Below are 19,056 nucleotides of genomic sequence, written 5' to 3'. Positions count from 1 at the left end.
CGTTCGATGACGGCGGTGAATCCTCCCAAGTCGCTTGGCGTGATTGTGCGTTCCACCTTCACGCTGGTCGATGAACAGGAAATCGTGATGCCGCGACCGCATGCGCTGGCCAGTAGCATAGATGGTCGCTTCGTACATACGGCGTCGCTGGCCGAGAACCGTATTGCGTCGGTGGAGACCGCCACGGGCCGCGTGACGCTGTCGGTGATTGCCGGCATCCCGCGTTCGCTGGTCACGTTCGCGCTGAGCCCTGATGGGCAGACCATGGTATCGGCGGGCGAGTTGTCGAATTCGCTGCTCGTGTTCGATCTCCGGCGGCCACCACCGCTGCAGCCGGTGCGCGAGATCGCGCTCGAGGGCAAGCCGTGGGAGCCGCGCTTCACGCCGGACGGCAAGCACGTACTCGTTACGCTGCTCACGAAGAATGCGATCGCCGACGTGGATCTCGCGCTGGGTACGGTGGTGCGCACGCTCTCCGGACGTCTGGCGCAGCCGTACAGCATGCTGCTGCGGCGCGATGGACGTTATGCGTTCGTGGTCAGTCAGAATACCGGTGCGACGGCGCCCGGACAGAGCGGACATGAAATGCACGCGATGGGCGCGCAGGAGTACATGTCGGACGGGTGGCTCACGATCTTCGATCTGCGCTCGGGCCAGGTGCACAGTACGCTGATGCTCGGGGCTGGACCAACGGGCATGGGCGCGGCGGGCGCGCGATGAGCACACGTGGCACGTTACCCGTCGTGGCGGTGGGCGCACTGCTGCTTGCCGTCGCGTGCGTGACGAACGGACTGCAGGCGCAATCCACGTTCGTGCGGCGTGTCGCGCCGTTCCCGGTGATCGATCGGGATGGTGCGGCGCTCCCGGAAGCGTTTCTCGGAGGATTCGACGTGCCGCGCCCGCAGATGGTGGACATCGACGGCGACGGCGACCTCGACTTGTTCGTGCAGGAGCGGTCGTCGTCGCTGATGCATTTCGAGAATGTGAACGGCCGCTTCGTGTGGCGCTCAGACCGATTTCTCGATCTGTCCGTGGGTGAGTGGTATCGCTTCGTCGATCTCGATGCCGATGGACGGATCGATCTGCTCAGCGAGTCGCCCACGAGTTACGTCCGCGCGTGGCGCAACGTCGGCACGAAGAGTGCGCCGGCGTTTCGCGTTGCCGTGGACTCGCTGCGTGATGGCGATAATGCGCCGATTGCAGCCGACCGGCAGAATATCCTCAACCTCGTCGATATCGACTGTAACGGCCGCCTCGATCTATTCATTGGCCGGGTGGCCGGCACGGTCGATCGTTTCGAGGCGGTGCCGGGCACGGAGCAAAATGGCGTGCCCCGTTTCGCCCTGCACACCGAGCGATTCGAAGGCATCGAAGTCCTCGGCCCGGTGCCCGGTCAGCCCGTACAGGGGCGCGGATCGCGACATGGCGCGAACACGATTGCCTTCGGCGATATCGACGGCGACGGAGATGTCGACCTGTTCTGGGGCGACTACTTCGAGCAGGGCGTGCTGTTGTTCGAGAATCGCTCGAGTGGCTGCACCACGCCGGCGATGCGGGGGAATGAACCGAAGCGGTTTCCGCTGCGCGCGCCGATCCTGACGAGCGGCTACAACGCACCCACGCTGGGTGATCTCGATGGCAATGGATTTGCTGATCTTCTGGTCGGGGTGATCGGTGGTGCGTACACCCCGCGTACCACCAGCATCGAGAATCTGCTGCTTGTTTCGCAGGGCGCCGCCGGTGAGTTTACGCCCGCTACGCGACGCCTGATCCGTACGATCGACGTGGGCAGCGATGCCATGCCCACGTTCGCCGATCTCGATGGTGACGGGGATATGGATCTGCTCGTGGGCAATCGGATCGACACCGTGAGTGATACGGCAGGGACGGTCGCCTGGTTCGAGAATACGGGCAGCGCTCGCGCGCCGGCCTTCGTGCATCGCGGGATGTTGCCGATGCAGCGTGAGTTCCATTACGCGCCGACAGTGGCGGACCTCGATGGGGATGGTCTTCCCGATCTGCTGCTGGGTACCTGGCGTGACAAGGTGCAGTTCTGGCGCAACACCGGTTCGCGTGCGGCGCCGGCTTTCACGCTGGCGGACAGCGCCCTGATCGTGCTCACGCGCGGCAGCAACAGCGCCCCGGCGTTCTCCGACGTCGATGGTGATGGCGATCTCGACTTGTTCGTCGGCGAGGCGTCCGGTCAGCTCAACTTTTATCGCAATGTCGGCTCAGGTGCGGTGCCCCGTTTCGAACTGGTGAGCGATGTCTTTCAGAACATCGATGTCGGGCGTCGCAGTACGCCGACTTTTGCCGATATCACGGGCGACGGTAAGCCGGATCTGCTGCTGGGCAGCGAGGACGGTGGGGTGCAGCTCTGGCGCAATGTGTCGGACAGCACGGGCGTTCGCTTCGAGCGGGATTCATCATTCACGCTGGCGAGTGGGCCGTACTCCAGCGTGGCGGTGGCCGACCTCGACGGCGATGGTGATCTCGATATCGTGGTCGGCACGACGTCTGGTGGCCTGTTGTACTTCGAGCAGGTGCGGCGGTAGCCGCGATGTGGGACCGCTACCGGTAGTTGTGCCCCTTCACATACTGCTCGCCACCGCCCAGCTCCAGCGCCTTGAACTGTTTGGCGCGCACGTTCACGACATGTTGCTCCACCTGCAGCGTGCCGCGAACGAGCAGCATTGGTGAGGTGGAAATGAGCTGTGCATGTTCTTCGAACCGATCGGGGGTGATCACGATGTTGATCATCCCCGTTTCGTCTTCGAGGGTGAGAAACACGAACCCCTTGGCCGTGCCCGGGCGCTGACGGCAGATCACGAGTCCGGCCACGGCCACGCGCTGCCCGTCCTTGCCCAGATCGTGCGCTTCACGGGCCGACAGCACCCCGTTGGGGGCGAGAATGGGGCGCACATGCTTCATGGGATGCCCGGCCAACGACAGCCCGGTCATGCGATAGTCGGCTTCGGTGAGTTCGATGGGAGTGTAGGCCGGCAGCTGTGCAGGCACGGGCTGCGCGTGAAACGGCGCCAGCGGCAGCTCGGGGCCACGGGTGGCGGCCATCACTTCCCACAGCGCCACGCGCCGTCGCCGTTCGGCCGGCTCGTGCGCGAACATGCTGTCGAACGCACCGGCTTCGGCGAGTCGCCGCCATGACGTTTTATCGAGCGACACGCGACGCACGGCATCTTCGATACTGGTGAACGGTCCATGCAGCAGCGCCGCTTCGAGCGCGCGACGGGCCTTGGCACCGAGCCCGCGCACGAGTCGTACACCGAGTCGCACGGCCACGACATCACGCATGGTCTGCGCGCCGATATTGCTCCCCCAGCGCACCACGCCGTCGTTGGGCACGAGTACGCGTCCGTCAGCCATCTCCAAGGCATGATCCCACGTACTACGGGTGAGATCGACGGGATGCACCTCGACCCCATGTCGCTTGGCGTCTTCAATGAGCGTGCTCGGCGCGTAAAAGCCCATCGGCTGCGCGTTGAGAATGGCGGCGGTGTACTCCGGCGTATAGTAGTGCCGGAGCCAGGCCGTGGCGTACACGATCAGCGCGAAACTGGCCGCATGACTTTCGGGGAAACCATAGTCGGCAAAGGCGTTGATCTGGTGGTAAATGCGACGGCCTGTTTCTTCGGGAATGCCGTTCTTCGCCATCCCTGTGATCAGCTCTTCGCAGATCTGCGCCATGCGTTCGCGTGAGCGCTTGTGTCCCATGGCGCGGCGCAGTTGATCGGCCTGCGCCGGCGTGAACCCGGCGGCGGTGATCGCCACCTGCATGCCCTGCTCCTGAAAAAGCGGAATCCCGAGCGTGCGCTTGAGTACTTTCTCGAGCATCGGATGCGGATAGGTGACCGGCTCGAGCCCGGCGCGCCGTCGCAGATACGGATGCACCATCTCGCCCTGAATCGGCCCCGGTCGAATGAGCGCCACTTCGACCACGAGATCATAAAAGCAGCGCGGCTTGAGTCGCGGCAGCGTATTCATCTGCGCGCGACTCTCGATCTGAAAGAGTCCGACGGTATCGGCGCGACACATCACGTCGTACACGGCCTGATCGCTCATGTCGAGTTGACCGAGATCGATCGTGGTGCCGCGCGTGTGCCGGATATACAGCAGGCAATCCTGCACCACGGTGAGCATGCCGAGCCCCAGGAGGTCGATTTTCACCAGACCCACGGGGTCGAGATCGTCCTTCTCCCACTGGATCACGGTGCGCCCCGGCATGGAGGCGGGCTCGATGGGCACAATGGAGCCGAGCGGTTCTTCAGTGAGGATGAATCCGCCCACGTGAATGGACCGATGACGCGGCAGCTGGTGCAGGCCCTCGACGACATCGGCCAAGCGGCGCACGCGTTCGTCGTCGGGATCGAGACCGGCGCGGGCGAGCAGCTCACGACCGCTCGCGGTGTCGCGCGTGGCGGTGGTGCGCGCATCGGCGGTGGCCGCATCGGCCGCGATTTTCCGCTCGGCCTGCATGTCGATGACCTGCGCCCACGTGCCGTCGCGCTCGGTGGGGCCTTTGGGTGCGCGCTGTGTCTTAGCCGTTTGTGTGGACGCGACTTTGCGCGACGCTTCGCGCACCACACGTGCCTTGGTGGTGGCTTCGGTACCACCGATCATCTGCTGACTCAGTCGATCGGCATCGGTGGCGGATTCCACGGCCGGTGTGGTGGCCGGTGTGGTAGCCGCGGGCTCGCGGTCGACCCGCAGTGCCTCGGCGGTGCTTCGCGCGCTGAACCGATCACTGAGCGACGCCAGCATGTCGCCCTGTTGTACCGAGAAGCCGAGTACGCGGGCGGCATCGCGCACGGCACTGCGTCCGCGCCAGGTGATCTGTTCGCACACCATGGCGGCGTGTTCACGTCCGTAGCGGTTGTACACATACTGCAGCACCCGCTCACGATCGCGGTGTGCAAAGTCGATGTCGATGTCGGGTGGCTCTGTGCGTCCTTCACTCAGGAACCGCTCGAACAGCAGTTCCATGCGAATGGGGTCGACGGCCGTGATGCCGAGGCAGTAGCAAACGGCGGAGTTGGCGGCGGAGCCACGACCCTGACAGAGAATCCCCTCGCGTCGCGCGAAGCGGACGATGTCCCACACCGTGAGAAAGAAACCAGCGAGTTCGAGCTTGCCGATCATGGCCAGTTCGTGGGCCAGTTGTGCGTCGTGCTTGGGAGTGCGCGACGTGTTCCAGCGTTCGTAGGCGCCTTGTTCCACGAGGCGCGTGAGATACTCCTGCGCACTGATGCCGGGCGGCAGCGGAAATGCCGGCATGGATGGCTTGAGCTGTTCGAGGCGGAAGGTGCAGCGTTCGGCGATGTCGAGTGTGGCTTTCACGCCGGCTTCCGCGCCGCGCCACCGCTGATAAATGAGCGATGGCTTCTTGAGCGCCCATTCGGCGTTGGGGCGCAGGCGCGTGCCCATGGTGTCGAGCGTGCGTTCGTGACGCAGCGTGCTGAGCACATCGTGCACGATGCGCTGTTCGGGAGTGGCGTAATGCACGTTGTTGGTGACTACCCACGGCACACCAAGCTTGGCGGCGAGTGGACGCAGCTGTTTTACGAGCGCGCGCTCTTCGGGGAGTCGATGATCCCAGCATTCCACGGCGAGATGCTCGCCGAACACCTCGCGCAACTCACAGGCGGCGGTGTAGGCGTCGTCGGCACGCCCGTCCGCCAGCAGTTGCGGCACCCAGCCGCGCGGACACCCGGTGAGCGCCATGACGCCGTCCACGTGGCGCGTGACGAGGGCCCACGGCACACTGGGCGTGCCGCGTTCGCTGTCCATCCGGGCCCGCGTGACGAGCGAGGCGATGTTGCGATAGCCGTCGCGCGTTTCGGCGAGAAGCACCATGTGGGTGCGTCGCTCGGCGCCGGGGTTGCCGATGTCGGGCATGCGCACCGTGAGCTCGACGCCCAAAATGCCACCGATGCCGAGGGTCTTGCAGGCCGTCCCGAACCGGACCACGCCCCCCATTTCATCGTGGTCGGTGATGGCGAGGGCGGGGTATCCCAGCTCGGCGGCGCGCTCGGCCAGTGACTCGGGGAGCGAGGCCCCGTCGAGGAGGGAGAGTGCGGAGTGGCAGTGGAGTTCGGCGTACTGGTTCGGCATGGAATACCGAATATACACCGAAGGCCGTGGGGCTGGCGAGGGTGGGGTGACGGGCACTTCCGCTGTGGTACGGTCGTTGGGTTGACGAAATGCCACAACCCAGCCGCCCCACCCAGCGTCCCGAGCACACCGTGAACAACGTGCTCGAGAATGCCGATACGATGTCCAACGAGGAGTTGGACAAACTGCCGTACGGCATGATTCAGCTGGACGCGACCGGGCGGATCCTGAACTATAACGCGGTGGAATCGAAGCTGGCGTCGTTGCGCAAGGAAGACGCGATCGGGAAGCAGTTCTTCACGGAGATCGCGCCGTGCACGAAGGTGCAGGAGTTTTACGGGCGCTTCAAGGAAGGGGTGATCCGTGAATCACTGGACACGAGTTTTCGATTTCATTTTGCGTTCAAGCAGAACCCGCGTGATGTGACCGTGCGCTTGTTGTATTCGCGTCGTACGCGCACGGTGTGGGTGCTGATATCGGATCATGAGGGGAAGCCGTTGTAGGGGTGAGGGCGACGCCGCAGCAGCCACTTCTCGCCCTCCACCGCAAAGAGCACCACCGACGACACCGCCACGCAGACGGCGAGCTCGCGCCACGAGAGCGGCATCGTGTGGAAGATGCGATTCATGACCGGCACGTAGAGCGTGGCCAGCTGCAGGCCGATTGCCGTCACGACGGCGAAGAAGAGTGCCGGATTGCCGCGCACGCCGAGGGTAAAGATCGAGATGCGCTCGGAACGAATCGCAATCAGGTGGGCGAGCTGGGGAAGCGTGAGCACGGTGAACGTCATCGTCTGCCAGTGGCTGTCGGCATCGCGAATCGAGCGTGCCTGCGTGGTGAGTGTCAACGCGGCTATGAGCAATCCGACCCGCAAGGCGTGTTGCCACAGCCCACCCGCCAGCAGACTTTCCGGTGGTGCGCGCGGCGGTCGTTGCATACTATCGGGCTCGGCGGGCTCGGCGGGCTCGGCGGGCTCGGCGGCGAGCGTGATGCCGGGCAGTCCGTCGGTGACGAGGTTCCTCCAGAGGATGTGGATCGGCAGCAACGGCATCGGCAGTCCCAGAAACGGCGCGAGAAACAACGGCCAGATTTCTCCGGAGTTCGTGGACAGCACGAAGCGCACAAAGCGCCGAATGTTGTCGTAAATGCGCCGACCTTCGTGAACCGCCTTCACGATGGTCGCGAAGTTGTCGTCGAGGAGCCCCATGTGCGCCGGCGCATCGTTCACACCATCGCCGGTCATCGCGACGTATTCACCACGCGACTGCAGCGCTTTCACGATTCGCAGCTTGTCCGCCGGCGCCACGCGGGCGAACACGTACACGTCGGTCACGCGGTGCGCGAGCTCGGCATCCGAGCGTGCGGGAATGTCGTGACCGGTGAGCACGGTGTCGTTGATGCTGGCAATTCCCAACCGAACCGCGATCGCGAGGGCGGTGGCGGGATGATCGCCGGTGATCATCACCACATGAATGCCAGCCGCTTGGCACGTCTCGACCGCGGCTTTCGCCTCGGCGCGCGGCGGATCAATGAGTCCAACGAGTGCGAGCAGTGTGAGTTTCTGCTCGGCCTCTTCGGCCGACTCCGGCGGAGCTGAAAGTGTGCGCGTGGCTACGGCCAGCACGCGCAGGCCAGCGGCCGCCACGGCTGCGGCTTCTCGCAGCACGCGGGCGCCGTCGATGGGTATCACGGCGCCGGCGCTTAGCATGGCGTGACAGGCTGGTACGACGCGCTCCGGCGCCCCCTTGGTACACACCATGATCTGGTCAGCGCTCGCGCTGCCGCGATGAATGGTGGTCATGCGGGCGCGCGCTGACGTGAACGGTACCTCGCCGACTCGGGGCCACAGCGCATCGAGTAACGCCTTGTCGACACCGACATCGGCGCCGGCACGTACCAACGCGGTTTCCGTCGGGTCTCCAACCAGCACGCCCTCGACGCCGAGGGTGACATCGGTGCACAGCGTCATCACATCGGCGAGGGCGAGCAGCGCACGGGATGGCGGAAGCGACATGCTCGATGTGGACCCGTCGCCGAGCCGGACCTCATCCACATGCATGCGGTTCTCGGTGAGCGTGCCGGTCTTGTCGGTGCAGATGTAGGTCACGGAGCCGAGCGTCTCCACGGCGGGCAAGCCTTCGACAGCTTCAGCATTGGCTCGAACGACCTGACCCAGCTCATCCTCGGCGTGGACCGCGACAGCGAGATCGTCGCGCCCATCTTCGACGAGCGAAACGCGGCGATGAAAAAGATGATCGCTCGAGTCATCGCCACCTGCCGCGCCAAAGGGCGCAAGATCGGCATCTGCGGCCTGGCCCCGAGCGACTATCCCGAGTTCGCGCAGTTCCTCGTTCAACAAGGCATCGACAGCATCTCGCTGACTCCCGACACCGCGCTGAAGACCACACTGGTGATTCTGGAAACGGAGAGTGCGTTTGCGGGAGGGCGAATAGCCTAGGGAAATGATTCGCGTCTCCTTTATACTTGCATCAACTGCAAACGGCCGATGTCGTGCTTCTGCTTGAGGTTGATGTGCAGGCCGACCCACCGGGCGCGGCGGTGAAACGCCGTCAGGCACTGTTCGGCCGGTGAGCGCGGCCTCTTCGATGCTCAGCTGCGTGGGATCGAGCAGGCGTAGATTGGTCGGCACTATGTTGCCGGCAATGAGCAGTACGATATCGCCGGGTGCGATTCTCCTGTACGAATCCCAGTACCGCCTTGAGGATCACAATCGCGATGATGGCAATCATGTCTTCCGGCTCACCAACGAGGCCGGCGATAAGCGCGGCCACCATCAACACCACCACCATGGTGTCGCCAAACTGTGCGAGCAGCGTGCGCGCCCGCACGACATCGGCGGCGAGAGTATTCGCCGCCGAGCTGGTCAAGGTGCTGATCGTCTGCTCTATCGACGCGGTGTGCCACGTCTTCGAAGACGAAATCGGTGGTCTTTCGATCAGCACATGACCATCGGGCGATCGACGTCAGGCTTCCGCAAGCCGGGCGCACCGTTGCCCGGTGACCAACGCCGCGTCGTGCTTCTTCCGCTGAGCTACCGCGGGGGTTCGGTGCCAGCGTCATCCGCGGTCACAGGAAACAGCATCACAGGCTTGTCCGCGATGCGGAGCACCTTGTCCGCTACGCTGCCGAGCGCGAGGCGACCGATGGCTCCGCGCCAGTGCGTGGCGATGGCGACGAGGTCGATATCGGGTTCCTGCACTCCGTCCGCGATGGCATGCGCCACCACGGTGTCAGTCATGATGCGGTATGTCGCGCTGACACCAGAGGCCTCCAGTTGTGCTTTGATCTCGTCGAGATAGGCGGTCGCGCGCTGGCGATGCTCGGCAAGGTCACCCTCGTGTTCGCTCGTCGGCGTGAGGGCTCGCAGCAGCTGGCTCTGCGGAGAAATGACGCGGAGGAGTCGATAGGACACGGTTGTCGGGACGAGCGCCTGCAGCGGCTCGAGAATACGCTCTGCGGCGCTCGAGCCGTCAAGCGTCACGAGCAGGCGGCGCAGCGTCCATTCCGCACGCGCTTCGGGAGTGCGGCTTTCGTACGCGGCGTCGGGGCGCACTGTGACGATCGGGATCGTGGCGTGCCGCACGAGCGCATCGGTCACTGAGCCCATACACTGACGGGACGGTCCGCCGAGTCCGTGGGTGGCGACGACGAGCAGGGACGCCCCGCGCTCGTTGGCGTATTCCAGTAGTCGTTCCGCCGGGACGCCGGCAGCACGGTTGTGGTGACCACGGGCGCGTCGGCGCGCTGTATGATTCCGTCGCGGACCGCGTCGAGGGAACGGACCGCCGCTGCATGGCGTGCTGCGATCAGCTCACGCTCGAGTACATGTTCGTGTGCGCTGGACCCGGAAATATTGTGCCGGCCGGGCATCGGCTCGTGCACGGTCACCAACTCAATTTGCGCACCGAGTTGCTTTGCGAGGCCAAGCGCGACGGGAATGGTCGCTTCGGCGAACGACGAACCATCAAGTGCGACCAGAATTGTCTCTATCGTATTCTCGCTAAGTGGTATCCGATCGCGCAGTAATCAGGCCGCGACTTCCTTGCCAGCGACACCCTTCCGGTAGGTGACGTAGACGTACACCGGAATGCCGACGTCTCCGAGATGCTGTTGGATCAGCGGCCGCACCTCATCCCAGTCGAGACCGCCAGCCCCGGTGACGAGTCGTGGTAGTGCGACACTCTTGATGTCGCCCGTGTCGAGCTCGTGTCGCAGCCGCTTCAACACGTGATTGACGTTGGGCGTCGACGCACGCCCCGAGGCGGACGATGCATGGTCACCTTCCTGCGTCATCAGAATGTAGATCGTGTGGCCATCGGCGCTGCGATAGGTCCAGAGTTCGCCCGGCCTCGGGTGGGCCTGCTTCGCGTAGTGACGGAAATCTTTTGCCATGCCCGGCACAGCTCGCGCAATGCGAATGCGAGACCGGTGTCGAAGTGGTCATTGGGCGAGACACCATGCGCAATGGCCTGCGCCTTGGTGAGCAGAATATCGTCTTCCAGTTCGTAAATCACGAGAACTCCTCAGCGTGGTCATTCCTGTCTTGTGGTGCCTGACAGGCAATGTCCGTACACGCGGCGTGGAAGGGAGTCGGTGAAATCCTGACAGGGGGGAGCGAAGCCCCGACGGGGTGGGGAAAAGCAACTCCTTAGGAAGCAGGGAGGAGGGTATAAGGGAAGAGGGCGCAGGAACCGCGTGTGGTTCACCTGCCTCCTGCCTCCTGAAACCCTCCCCCCTGCTCCCTAGGGAGTTGCCGTTCTAGCAGCCCCCGCGTTGGCCCCCACTCACTGCCCCAGCACGTTCACGCACCCCCTGGGCGGTGCAGCGAGGCGCTGGTTGCATTCGTCCACCGGGATCGGCACCAGCGGGAAGACGCGGTGTGTGGGCAGCTGCTTCCTGAGCTCGCCGAGACGGCCGTAACGGCGCGCGTCGACCCAGCGATGGCCGTACTCGAAGAACAACGAGTAACGGCGCTCATAGAGCATCTCCGTTACGAGATCACCGGCAAAGTCGGACGCCAGCGCCGGCAGTCCACCGGAGTTGGTGCGTACGAAGTTGAGATCGGCGATCGCCGCTGCGCGGTTGCCGAGTCCGATGTGGGCTTCGGCGCGAAGCAGGATGAGCTCTTCGTTCCGGATGATCGCGAGCGGCGTGACGTTGGTGGGATACACCGTGGGTCGCACGTTCGAGCTGATGCCCTGCGTGGCCAGATTGACCGTGCCGACCACGGCCTTGGCTGTGGCGCGTAAATCGCGCGAGCCATCGGTGCGCAGGCGAGCTTCGGTCAGAAACTCCGGCACGGCCACGATGGCGCGTGGCGCTGGATCGAACAGCGGGTTGACCGCGTCGCCCGATGCTATGCTGTACACGTGATACACGCCGGTGGTGAAGCCGGCCGTGGTGCCGGCGGCGGTGCTGATGAACGATTCGTTCAGCGCCGTAATGGCGTCGGCCCAGCGACCGCGATACACCTCGAGGCGAGCCTTGAGGCCACGGTTGACGCGCAAGAAGGTGGCCGGTGTGTTGAAGCCAGTGAAGCCGGTCGTCAGCGCGAACGGAAATGCGGTACCTGCTGCGGCGAGGTCTGTCCTCGCTTCGTCGAACAACGCCGCCGTTTTCGTGTACGCTTCCTCGCGCGTGATGAAGGCGCCCTGCACGGTGGGATCCTTCGCCACGTCGAACACGAGACCGAAGGTGTCGCGGACGCGCAGCTGGTTCATGTACTCGAGCGCCATGAATGTTTTCACGAAGCCCTTCACGCCGCTCTTCTGCGCAGCGGTGTAGTCCGGCACGGCGTCGACGACATCGAGAATCGTGTACGCGGTGCGGAGATTCCGGTACGAGTTCGACCAACCGGCGTCGGTACCGAATCCACCCGGCTCCAACGGTCCAATCAGCAGCGCGAGCACATTGCGCGGCTCGGCGCCGTCGAGATTCATGATCTCGCGGCCGAACACGCCGAGTGTGCTGGCCCACGTTCCAGCGCCGGCGCGTGCCCCGGCGAGCACGCCGGCCACGGTGGTATTCACTGTCGCAGCGTTCGGCGAGCCTTCCAGCTGTGATGTGTTGGGGCTGTTGAAATTCGCGATGTCGGCGGATTTGCAGGCGACGACGCTGGCGCAGGCGGCAGCGATCAACAGGGTGCGCGCCTGGCGATGACGGGATCTGGTCATGGTCAGAAGTCCAGGCTGAAGTTGAGCCAGTAGCTACGGCTGGCAGGATAGGCCGCGAGTTCGCGGTTACGCTGAATGGCATCGGGCACGTTGCCCGCGCCGAAGTTCTGCGCTTCCGGATCGCCACCGCGGAACTTTGTCCACCAGTACAGGTTGCGTCCGCTCAGCGAGAGCTTGGCACCGCTGGCACCGGACCACGTCCTGGCCACCCACTTTTGCGGGATATCCCACGTGAACGTGACTTCGCGAAGCTTCACGTACGAGGCGTCTTGATAGAATGTGCGCGTGACTTGGAGGTAGGTCGTGCGGCGCACGTCACCCGTCTTGCGACCGAAGGCGTCGAGTTCATCGTAATCGCGCGAGTTCTGTCCGAGGTCGTAGTGACGCCACGTGCCGTTGGCGAGCATACCGCCCTTTTGCTGATCGAGCAGGGCGTACAGCGAGAGACTCTTGAAGCGCACTTCGTTGCTGAGACCTGCGCTCCAGAGCGGATTGCCGTCGCCCATGAGCACGGGCACCACGACGCGTCCACCAGACTGCGGCAGAGTATCGTTGCCGAACAGCTGCGTGGCCGACTTGCCCTGTTCGATGCGCACCGCGCCCGTCTGCAGCGTACCAAGCAGGAACGGAGCGACCGGGAGCTTGGTAACTTTGGAGCGGTTCGTGCCCCAGTTGAGGCGTGCGTTCCAGCCCCACGTGGGCGTCTGAATCGGAAACGCGTTGATCGACACTTCGGCACCCGTGACCTGCATCTCGGCGCCGTTCGACGTTTCACTGCTGAATCCTGCGGTGGGCGCCAAGGTGCGGGTGATCAGCAGATCGGAGATGTTGCGACGGAAGCCCGTAACGGCGAAGGTGCCGCGGTTACGGAACACGTTCAGGTCGAGACCGGCCTCGAGCTCACGCTGACGCTCGGGGCGCAGGTCGGACGAGGCGCGTACATTGCCGACGCGGAAGGCACCGACACCACCGACGCTCGACAGATCGAGGTTGGTGAACTTCTGTCCGTACAGCGGCTGGTTGCCCGTTTCACCGTACGCCACGCGGATCTTGGCTTCGTCCACCAGCCCCGGCGCCAGATCGGTGAAGCGGTACGACGTGGCAGCCTTGGGGAAGAGATAGAACGCCTTGACGTCGCCGTTGTTGCTGCTGCGGTCGACGCGGGCGCCGGCCGTGAACAGCAGCTTGTCGCGCCAGAGCATTTCTGTCTGCCCGAACACGCCGAAATCTTCGACGCGCAGGCGCGTCTCGTCGACGTCGCGCACGGTACCCGACGTCACGACTTCGAGACCGCCCAGCAGGTTCTGCGCCGACGTGCGCGTCTGATTCAGACTGCGCTGCTCGAACTGCGTGCCGAGCTGCGACGTGATCTTGAGCGACGACCGCGGCGTCCATCCATGCACGACATTCAGGTTGAGATTGCTCTGCAGGTTCGTGGTCTTCGAGTTGCCCGAGGTACCCGGGAGTCCGTCCACGGGCTCGTACTGCAACGTGGGCGGCGAATAGATCAGGTTCGACTGGTTGAGCAAGTCGACACCGCCGAACGCGATGAACTGCAGCGTATTCTTCTCGCTGGTGAGCACGTCGGCGGTGAGGCGCGACGTCGTGATGTTTCGCCACACGTTTTCGCCGTTCTTGAACTGGTCGATCGTCTGCAGCGGGTTAGACGGATAGAACTGATTGACCGGCCACGTGCCGTCCGATCGGCGCCGCAGGTCGAGGAAGCTCGGAATCTTGGTGAGCGCGTAGGCGATCGAGTTGCCGGCGTTGTCGTTGCCGAACAGGCCGCGGTCGTTGGCGTTGTTCAGGATTTCGTTGCCGACCTGCAGATTGAGCCGCTTGGAGATGCGTTGGTCGAGATTGATGCGGGCGGTCGTCTTGCGGGCAAAGGTGTTCTCGACGATGCCTTCTTCGTTGCGACGGCTGATGGAGAGGAAATACTTCGTGTCCTCGCTGCCGCCGCTCACGTTGAGCGAGACGTCGGAGTTCATGGGCGTGTTACCGTACGCCAGCGACTCGTAGTCGAGCGCGCGATTGGCGTCGTAGAACGGCGTGATGCCGGCGCCGAACGCGGTCACGGCATCGGCCACCGAGGTGAATTGGCGCGAGCCGTTGCGGTACGCGAGGTCCGACGTGCCACCGCCCAGACGCAGCGAGAACTTCGGCTTGCCGGCGCGGCCACGCTTGGTGGTGATCATGATGACACCGCCCGATGCCTTCGAGCCGTAGATGGCCGCCGCGGCCGATCCCTTGAGGATGTCGACGTTCTCGATGTCGTTCGGGTTCAGGTCGGCGATACGGTTGACCGGATTCTCCTGAGTGCCCACGGAGATGCCGGTGCCGGCGGCGCGCGTCACCTTGTTCGTGCCGGAGCCGATAGACACGTCGGAGACGATGACACCGTCGATGACGTACAGCGGCTGCGCGGAACCGAGAATGGAGGAGATGCCGCGAATGCGGATGCGATTGCCGCCGCCGGGTGCGCCGGTGGACTGCGAGATCTGCGCGCCGGCGATCTTGCCCTGGAAGGCGTTCTCGATGGACTGCGACGACACCTTGTTCACATCGGCACCGCTCACGGAAGCGACGTCATTGGCGAGGTTGCGGCGCGAAATGCCGGTGGCCTGACCGGTGACCACGACCTGATCGAGATTGAGCACGTCCTTCTTGAGCACGATCTCGATGCTGTTGCGCGAGGCTTCGACGGTGATACGTGTCATGGGATAGCCGAGGCGCCGCACCATGAGGATGACATCACGGGCGGGGACATTCACGAGTGTGAACGAGCCGTCGTCACGGGTGAGTGCACCGAGTGCGGTGCCGGTGACCTGCAGCTGTGCAGCGGCGATCGGTGCTCGCGATCCTGCTTCGAGCACCTTGCCGCTGATCGTGCGCGTTTGCGCAGCGAGTGGGGCGGCGAGGAGCGCGAGGGCTGCGGCCAGCAGGCCTCGACGCGCGAAAACTCCGGTCATCAGGAACTCCTCCATCGGGGGGTGATCTTTACTGCGGTAGGATGTTCAGCGTAAGCTGCGACGGACGCGCGGATGAGCGGAAGACAGTCATCGTAGCCGACTGGAAGTCGGCGTTCGTCGCCCTGTAGATGTTGGGCACGAAGCGCTGGGGATTGCGGTCGACGGCCGGATACCACGTACTCTGCACCTGCACGACGATGCGATGCCCTTTCTTGAAGGTGTGGAACACGTCGTCGAGTGGTACGCGGATGGAGTCGGCCACGTTGACGGCGAGCGGTATGTTCTTGTCGAAGCCTTTGCGCCAGCGTGCGCGGGCGACACCGGGGCGTACGAGCCGTTCGTAGGCATCGAGACGCGGCCCGCCGTCGTATTCAGGAGCGGCGTCGTTGGGATACTGATCGATGAGCTTGACGATGAAGTCGGCGTCGGTGCCGGTGCTCGCGATGTGCAGCAAGGCCGACATCGGGCCGGCTACCGTGACATCACGGGTGAGCACGTCGGAGCGATACGTAAGCACGTCGGGGCGACGCGAGGCGAAGCGCTGGTCTTCGGTAGGGTACTGCGCGTTGAACCCGAAGGTCACGCCCATGGTGTACGGCACCGGTTTCGCGGGATCGCTCACGTAGCGATCGGCAAAGGTCGTTCGCGTTGTACTCCCCGTTGTGGCACTGTTGGTCGGCGCATCGAAGGCCACACGTCCGTTTTCGCGCAGATAGAGTGCGCGCGGCGCGGCGGCTTTGGGTGGCCACGCGTCGAAGCGACGCCACTGATTCTTGCCAGCTTCGAATACGAGCGCGCCGCCGAACGACTGGCCTTTGCAGTCATCTTTGAGCAGGCAGCGGAACGCTGGCGCACCGATGGAGTCGCGGAAGAACTGGCCCGTGAGGCCGCCATTGCTGAATGCGCCGAAGGTGGCGAAGTCGGCGCGATTCCATCCGCCGTGCGACCACGGTCCTACCACGAACATTTGCTTCGTGCTCTTGCTGTTCTCCTGCAGACTGCGATTCAGGCGCAGCATGCCATACGGATCCTCTACGTCATACCAACCGCCCACGAGCAGCACCGCCGGCTTGATGTTCTTCGTGTGCTTCCAGAGCGAGCGCGCCTGCCAGAAGGCGTCGTAATTGGGATGCGCGGTCACGGAGTCCCAGAAGGCCACGCGATTCTGCAGCGGGCCGGGTCCGTAGTTGGAGAAGGCACCGATGTCGAGATGCCAGGCGTAGCCATCGGTGGTGCCCGGATTCGGGCCCACCGGATAGTTGGTGATGAGTCCCGTGCGCGGCTGATCGAAGTTCTTCAGGAAGTTGTAGGTCTGCGACAACTTGAAGAGTCCGTTCATATGCCGATCGTCGCCGAGCCACCAGTCGATCATCGGGGCTGACGGATAGGCGAGGGTGAGCGCAGGATGCGCATCGATCATGCCGGCGGCCACGAAGAAGCCGGGTGCGGAGTTGCCCCACGAGCCGACGCGGCCGTTGTGATGCGCGATGTTCTCGAGGATCCACTCGATCGTGTCGTACGAGTCGGTGGATTCGTCGAGATCGCCGGGCTTGCGATCGGGTCCCTTGTTCGGCGTCATGAAGCTGTACGTGCCTTCGCTCATGTACCGGCCGCGCACATCCTGATTCACGAAGATCCATCCTTCGACGTCGAGACCGGGGAAGGGGCCCAGCTGTGTGGGATACGCGGTGTCGCCGTAGGGCGCGATGCCGTATGGGGTGCGCATAAGCAGAATCGGCACGCGCCTCGTGGTGTCGCGCGGCGTGTAGATCGCCGTGTGCAGCTTGGTGCCGTCGCGCATCGGGATGTCGACTTCGCGTTTCAGATACTGCGCACGTACGCGGGCGATGGCGGCGGGGTTGGGCGCGGCGCGGGCATCCTGCGCTTCCGCGCGGGAGGTCGTCACAGTGGTCGCGCTGACGAGGAGCGCGGCCACCATGAATACACGAGAGACCATCATGAGCGTTCCTGTGGGAAGGGCGGATGGCGAAGGTACGACGCGTGGTGTGGCGGGGCTAGCGTTGTCGACTGGCAACGGCCAACGGCCAACTGCTTCCTAAGCAGTTGGCCGTTGGCCGTTATCAGTCGTACCACCCCTGCACGTACCACTGCACGCTGGCTTCGTGGTACAGCAGCAGTTCGCCTTCATCAGCGGTAACGCACCGCCAGTAATCGCGGGCGTACGTATCGGCACGCCACCAATCACCACTCAAACGTTCGGGGCCGTCGGCGGTCGTGATCGACAAGCGTCGTCCGTGCCACCACACGGCGTCGGGAATGCCATGCGGGGATTCCACGTCAACCGGTTCTGGTGAAGCGAGCAGACGAAGCACGGCGGCGGCGATGGTCGTGGGCGACGCGGGTGTCGACGCGGAATGGGGTGCCGGTATCGGGGCCGCGCCGAGGGTCATGGCGTCGGCGCTGATCCACCGCCCGGTGTCTTCGGGGCGATGACTGTCGCCGACTTCGGGGTGCACGACGACGGTACCGGTGTTGTCGGGATCGAGCACGGCGCGCAGTCGGGCGAACACCGCTTCGGCATTCATCGCCGCGTCGCGCCACGACGGGATCAGCAAGTCGCCTTGATCGGCGGCGAGTGGGGCGGTGGCGGGAATGCTGACGATGACGCCGATGATCGGCGCGGGGATGCTCCACCGTTCCAGCAGCGCGCGGCATTGATCGAACAGTGGCTCGAGTCGGGCGAGTGGACGCGCGGGACGCACTTCGCGCGTGATGGAGCGTTGGGGGATGCTGAGCAGGGAAACTGCCAACGGCTTAGGAGGCAGGGGGGAGGGTATCAGGGGGGAGGGGGCAGGAGGTGACTCCTCCCTGCCTCCTGATGCCCTCCTTCCTGCTCCCTTCGCGGTCGTATCGTCCGATGTCTCCGGCACATGGGTATGGCCGCGCATCTCGCTGCCGATGTCGTCGATGGGATATTGACGTCCGGCATCGAGCACGAGCGTGATGGCGACCGCGGCGGCGGCGCGTCCGTCTTCCACACACTCACGCAGCAAGCGTTGCAACTGGGCACGCAATACGAACAGCACGGGCTCGGTGCTTTCTACGGCGGCCGGTAACTCCACGCTCGCGCTACGCGCCGCTTCCACGCGCACGAGTCCCGGTCGTCGCGGATCGTCGCCGTGAGCGAGGCGCCACGCGATGAGTCCGTCGGGGCCCCATCGCTTTTCAATATCGCCGGCGTCGAGTGACGCGAGCGCGCCGACGGTGCGTAGACCGAGCGACTGCAGCGCATCGCGCAGATCGTGCTCCATGGGCACCAGCCCCAATGGCGCCGGTGCGAGATAGGCGGCGCACTGTCCGGCGGGGATGATGGTGATGCCGTCGGGGAGGGTGAGCGGATCACGTTCGCGTACGCCTTGGGGATCACGTTCGCGTACGGTGCGACTGCGCGCGCGTGGGGCCCAGGTGGCGGCGCGCGCGGCGACGCAGGAATCGGCGATGGCGACACGGGCATCGGGGTGCCATCGCTGCGCGATGGCGAGCAGGGTGCACGCGAGTTGGACTTCGCCACCGACGGCGTCGAAGCCGTTGGCGCCAACCCACCACATGCCGGGCGCACCGGCGACCGGTGTGACCTGCGGACTGGCTGCGAGCAGCGCGGTACTGGCGGCCAGGACGGCGTCGCGGATGGCATGTTCATCCCACGGGCGCACGTCGAGACTGGCGCAACAGGCGCGCGCTTCGGGGAGCAGCATGCCGGCCCGCACCCCGGCGCGGCCGGCGGCGAGGGAGACGGCGCG

At 64.5% G+C, this 19,056-nt stretch carries 11 protein-coding genes and 3 pseudogenes; 4 read left to right on the top strand and 10 right to left on the bottom strand.

Going from position 1 to position 19,056, the window contains the following annotated elements; all coding sequences use genetic code 11:
* Together ACESNG_RS01925 and ACESNG_RS01920 are read left to right on the top strand one after the other, a co-directional pair.
* The coding region (locus ACESNG_RS01925) for a YncE family protein (RefSeq protein WP_373067518.1) at nucleotides 1-720 on the top strand (720 nt) is incomplete at its 5' end.
* Nucleotides 717-2,555, top strand: coding sequence for an FG-GAP-like repeat-containing protein (locus ACESNG_RS01920; RefSeq protein ID WP_373067515.1), 1,839 nt, complete (start codon nucleotides 717-719; stop codon nucleotides 2,553-2,555). The genes ACESNG_RS01925 and ACESNG_RS01920, both read left to right, overlap by 4 nt.
* Nucleotides 2,556-2,571: 16 nt before the next feature.
* On the opposite strand, the gene ACESNG_RS01915 is transcribed toward ACESNG_RS01920, so the two are convergent.
* Nucleotides 2,572-6,129, bottom strand: coding sequence for a DNA polymerase III subunit alpha (locus tag ACESNG_RS01915; RefSeq protein WP_373067513.1), 3,558 nt, complete (start codon nucleotides 6,127-6,129; stop codon nucleotides 2,572-2,574).
* A gap of 89 nt (nucleotides 6,130-6,218) precedes the next feature.
* On the opposite strand from ACESNG_RS01915, the gene ACESNG_RS01910 reads away from it, so the two are divergent.
* Nucleotides 6,219-6,632: a PAS domain-containing protein gene (locus ACESNG_RS01910; RefSeq protein ID WP_373059597.1), complete on the top strand. Its 414-nt coding sequence runs from the start codon at nucleotides 6,219-6,221 to the stop codon at nucleotides 6,630-6,632.
* Here the strand turns inward: ACESNG_RS01910 and ACESNG_RS01905 are convergent.
* On the bottom strand, nucleotides 6,611-8,188 hold the full coding sequence (locus ACESNG_RS01905; protein ID WP_373067511.1) for a cation-translocating P-type ATPase: 1,578 nt from the start codon (nucleotides 8,186-8,188) through the stop codon (nucleotides 6,611-6,613). The genes ACESNG_RS01910 and ACESNG_RS01905 overlap by 22 nt on opposite strands.
* Before the next feature lie 72 nt (nucleotides 8,189-8,260).
* Between ACESNG_RS01905 and ACESNG_RS01900 the strand changes: the two are divergent.
* Nucleotides 8,261-8,587 (top strand): annotated as a pseudogene (locus tag ACESNG_RS01900) (putative PEP-binding protein); the annotation flags it as partial.
* 112 nt (nucleotides 8,588-8,699) lie between these two features.
* Here ACESNG_RS01900 and ACESNG_RS01895 read toward each other — a convergent pair.
* From ACESNG_RS01895 to ACESNG_RS01860, 8 genes and pseudogenes are all read right to left on the bottom strand, one after another.
* On the bottom strand, nucleotides 8,700-9,017 hold the full coding sequence (locus ACESNG_RS01895; protein WP_373067508.1) for a hypothetical protein: 318 nt from the start codon (nucleotides 9,015-9,017) through the stop codon (nucleotides 8,700-8,702).
* 164 nt (nucleotides 9,018-9,181) lie between these two features.
* Nucleotides 9,182-9,859: pseudogene (locus ACESNG_RS01890) on the bottom strand (universal stress protein); the annotation flags it as partial.
* Nucleotides 9,745-10,089 (bottom strand): hypothetical protein, encoded by a 345-nt coding sequence (locus ACESNG_RS01885; RefSeq protein WP_373067520.1) that lies wholly within the window; start codon nucleotides 10,087-10,089, stop codon nucleotides 9,745-9,747. The gene ACESNG_RS01885 and the pseudogene ACESNG_RS01890, both read right to left, overlap by 115 nt.
* A gap of 87 nt (nucleotides 10,090-10,176) precedes the next feature.
* Nucleotides 10,177-10,664 (bottom strand): annotated as a pseudogene (locus ACESNG_RS01880) (Appr-1-p processing protein).
* Nucleotides 10,665-10,934: 270 nt separating this feature from the next.
* A complete protein-coding gene (locus ACESNG_RS01875; protein WP_373059603.1) occupies nucleotides 10,935-12,323 on the bottom strand; it encodes a RagB/SusD family nutrient uptake outer membrane protein in 1,389 nt (462 codons plus the stop codon).
* A gap of 2 nt (nucleotides 12,324-12,325) precedes the next feature.
* Nucleotides 12,326-15,295, bottom strand: a complete 2,970-nt coding sequence (locus tag ACESNG_RS01870) for a SusC/RagA family TonB-linked outer membrane protein (protein WP_373059605.1) — start codon at nucleotides 15,293-15,295, stop codon at nucleotides 12,326-12,328.
* A 28-nt stretch (nucleotides 15,296-15,323) separates the two neighbouring features.
* Complete coding sequence (locus ACESNG_RS01865) at nucleotides 15,324-17,255, bottom strand: CocE/NonD family hydrolase (protein WP_373067506.1); 1,932 nt, start codon at nucleotides 17,253-17,255, stop codon at nucleotides 15,324-15,326.
* A 121-nt stretch (nucleotides 17,256-17,376) separates the two neighbouring features.
* The coding region (locus tag ACESNG_RS01860; RefSeq protein WP_373067504.1) for a hypothetical protein at nucleotides 17,377-19,056 on the bottom strand (1,680 nt) is incomplete at its 5' end.

Source organism: Gemmatimonas sp. (genome assembly GCF_041689975.1).
Taxonomy (GTDB): domain Bacteria; phylum Gemmatimonadota; class Gemmatimonadetes; order Gemmatimonadales; family Gemmatimonadaceae; genus Gemmatimonas.
Note: the sequence above shows the minus strand (reverse complement) of the source record. Positions and strands in the feature narration are given on the sequence as shown.

Bases quoted from the DNA above. Each gene is read 5' to 3' on its own strand.
- ACESNG_RS01920 (WP_373067515.1), top strand. From the start codon at position 717: ATGAGCACACGTGGCACGTTACCCGTCGTGGCGGTGGGCGCACTGCTG.
- ACESNG_RS01915 (WP_373067513.1), bottom strand. From the start codon at position 6,129: ATGCCGAACCAGTACGCCGAACTCCACTGCCACTCCGCACTCTCCCTC.
- ACESNG_RS01910 (WP_373059597.1), top strand. From the start codon at position 6,219: ATGCCACAACCCAGCCGCCCCACCCAGCGTCCCGAGCACACCGTGAAC.
- ACESNG_RS01905 (WP_373067511.1), bottom strand. From the start codon at position 8,188: ATGCATGTGGATGAGGTCCGGCTCGGCGACGGGTCCACATCGAGCATG.
- ACESNG_RS01875 (WP_373059603.1), bottom strand. From the start codon at position 12,323: ATGACCAGATCCCGTCATCGCCAGGCGCGCACCCTGTTGATCGCTGCC.
- ACESNG_RS01870 (WP_373059605.1), bottom strand. From the start codon at position 15,295: ATGACCGGAGTTTTCGCGCGTCGAGGCCTGCTGGCCGCAGCCCTCGCG.
- ACESNG_RS01865 (WP_373067506.1), bottom strand. From the start codon at position 17,255: ATGATGGTCTCTCGTGTATTCATGGTGGCCGCGCTCCTCGTCAGCGCG.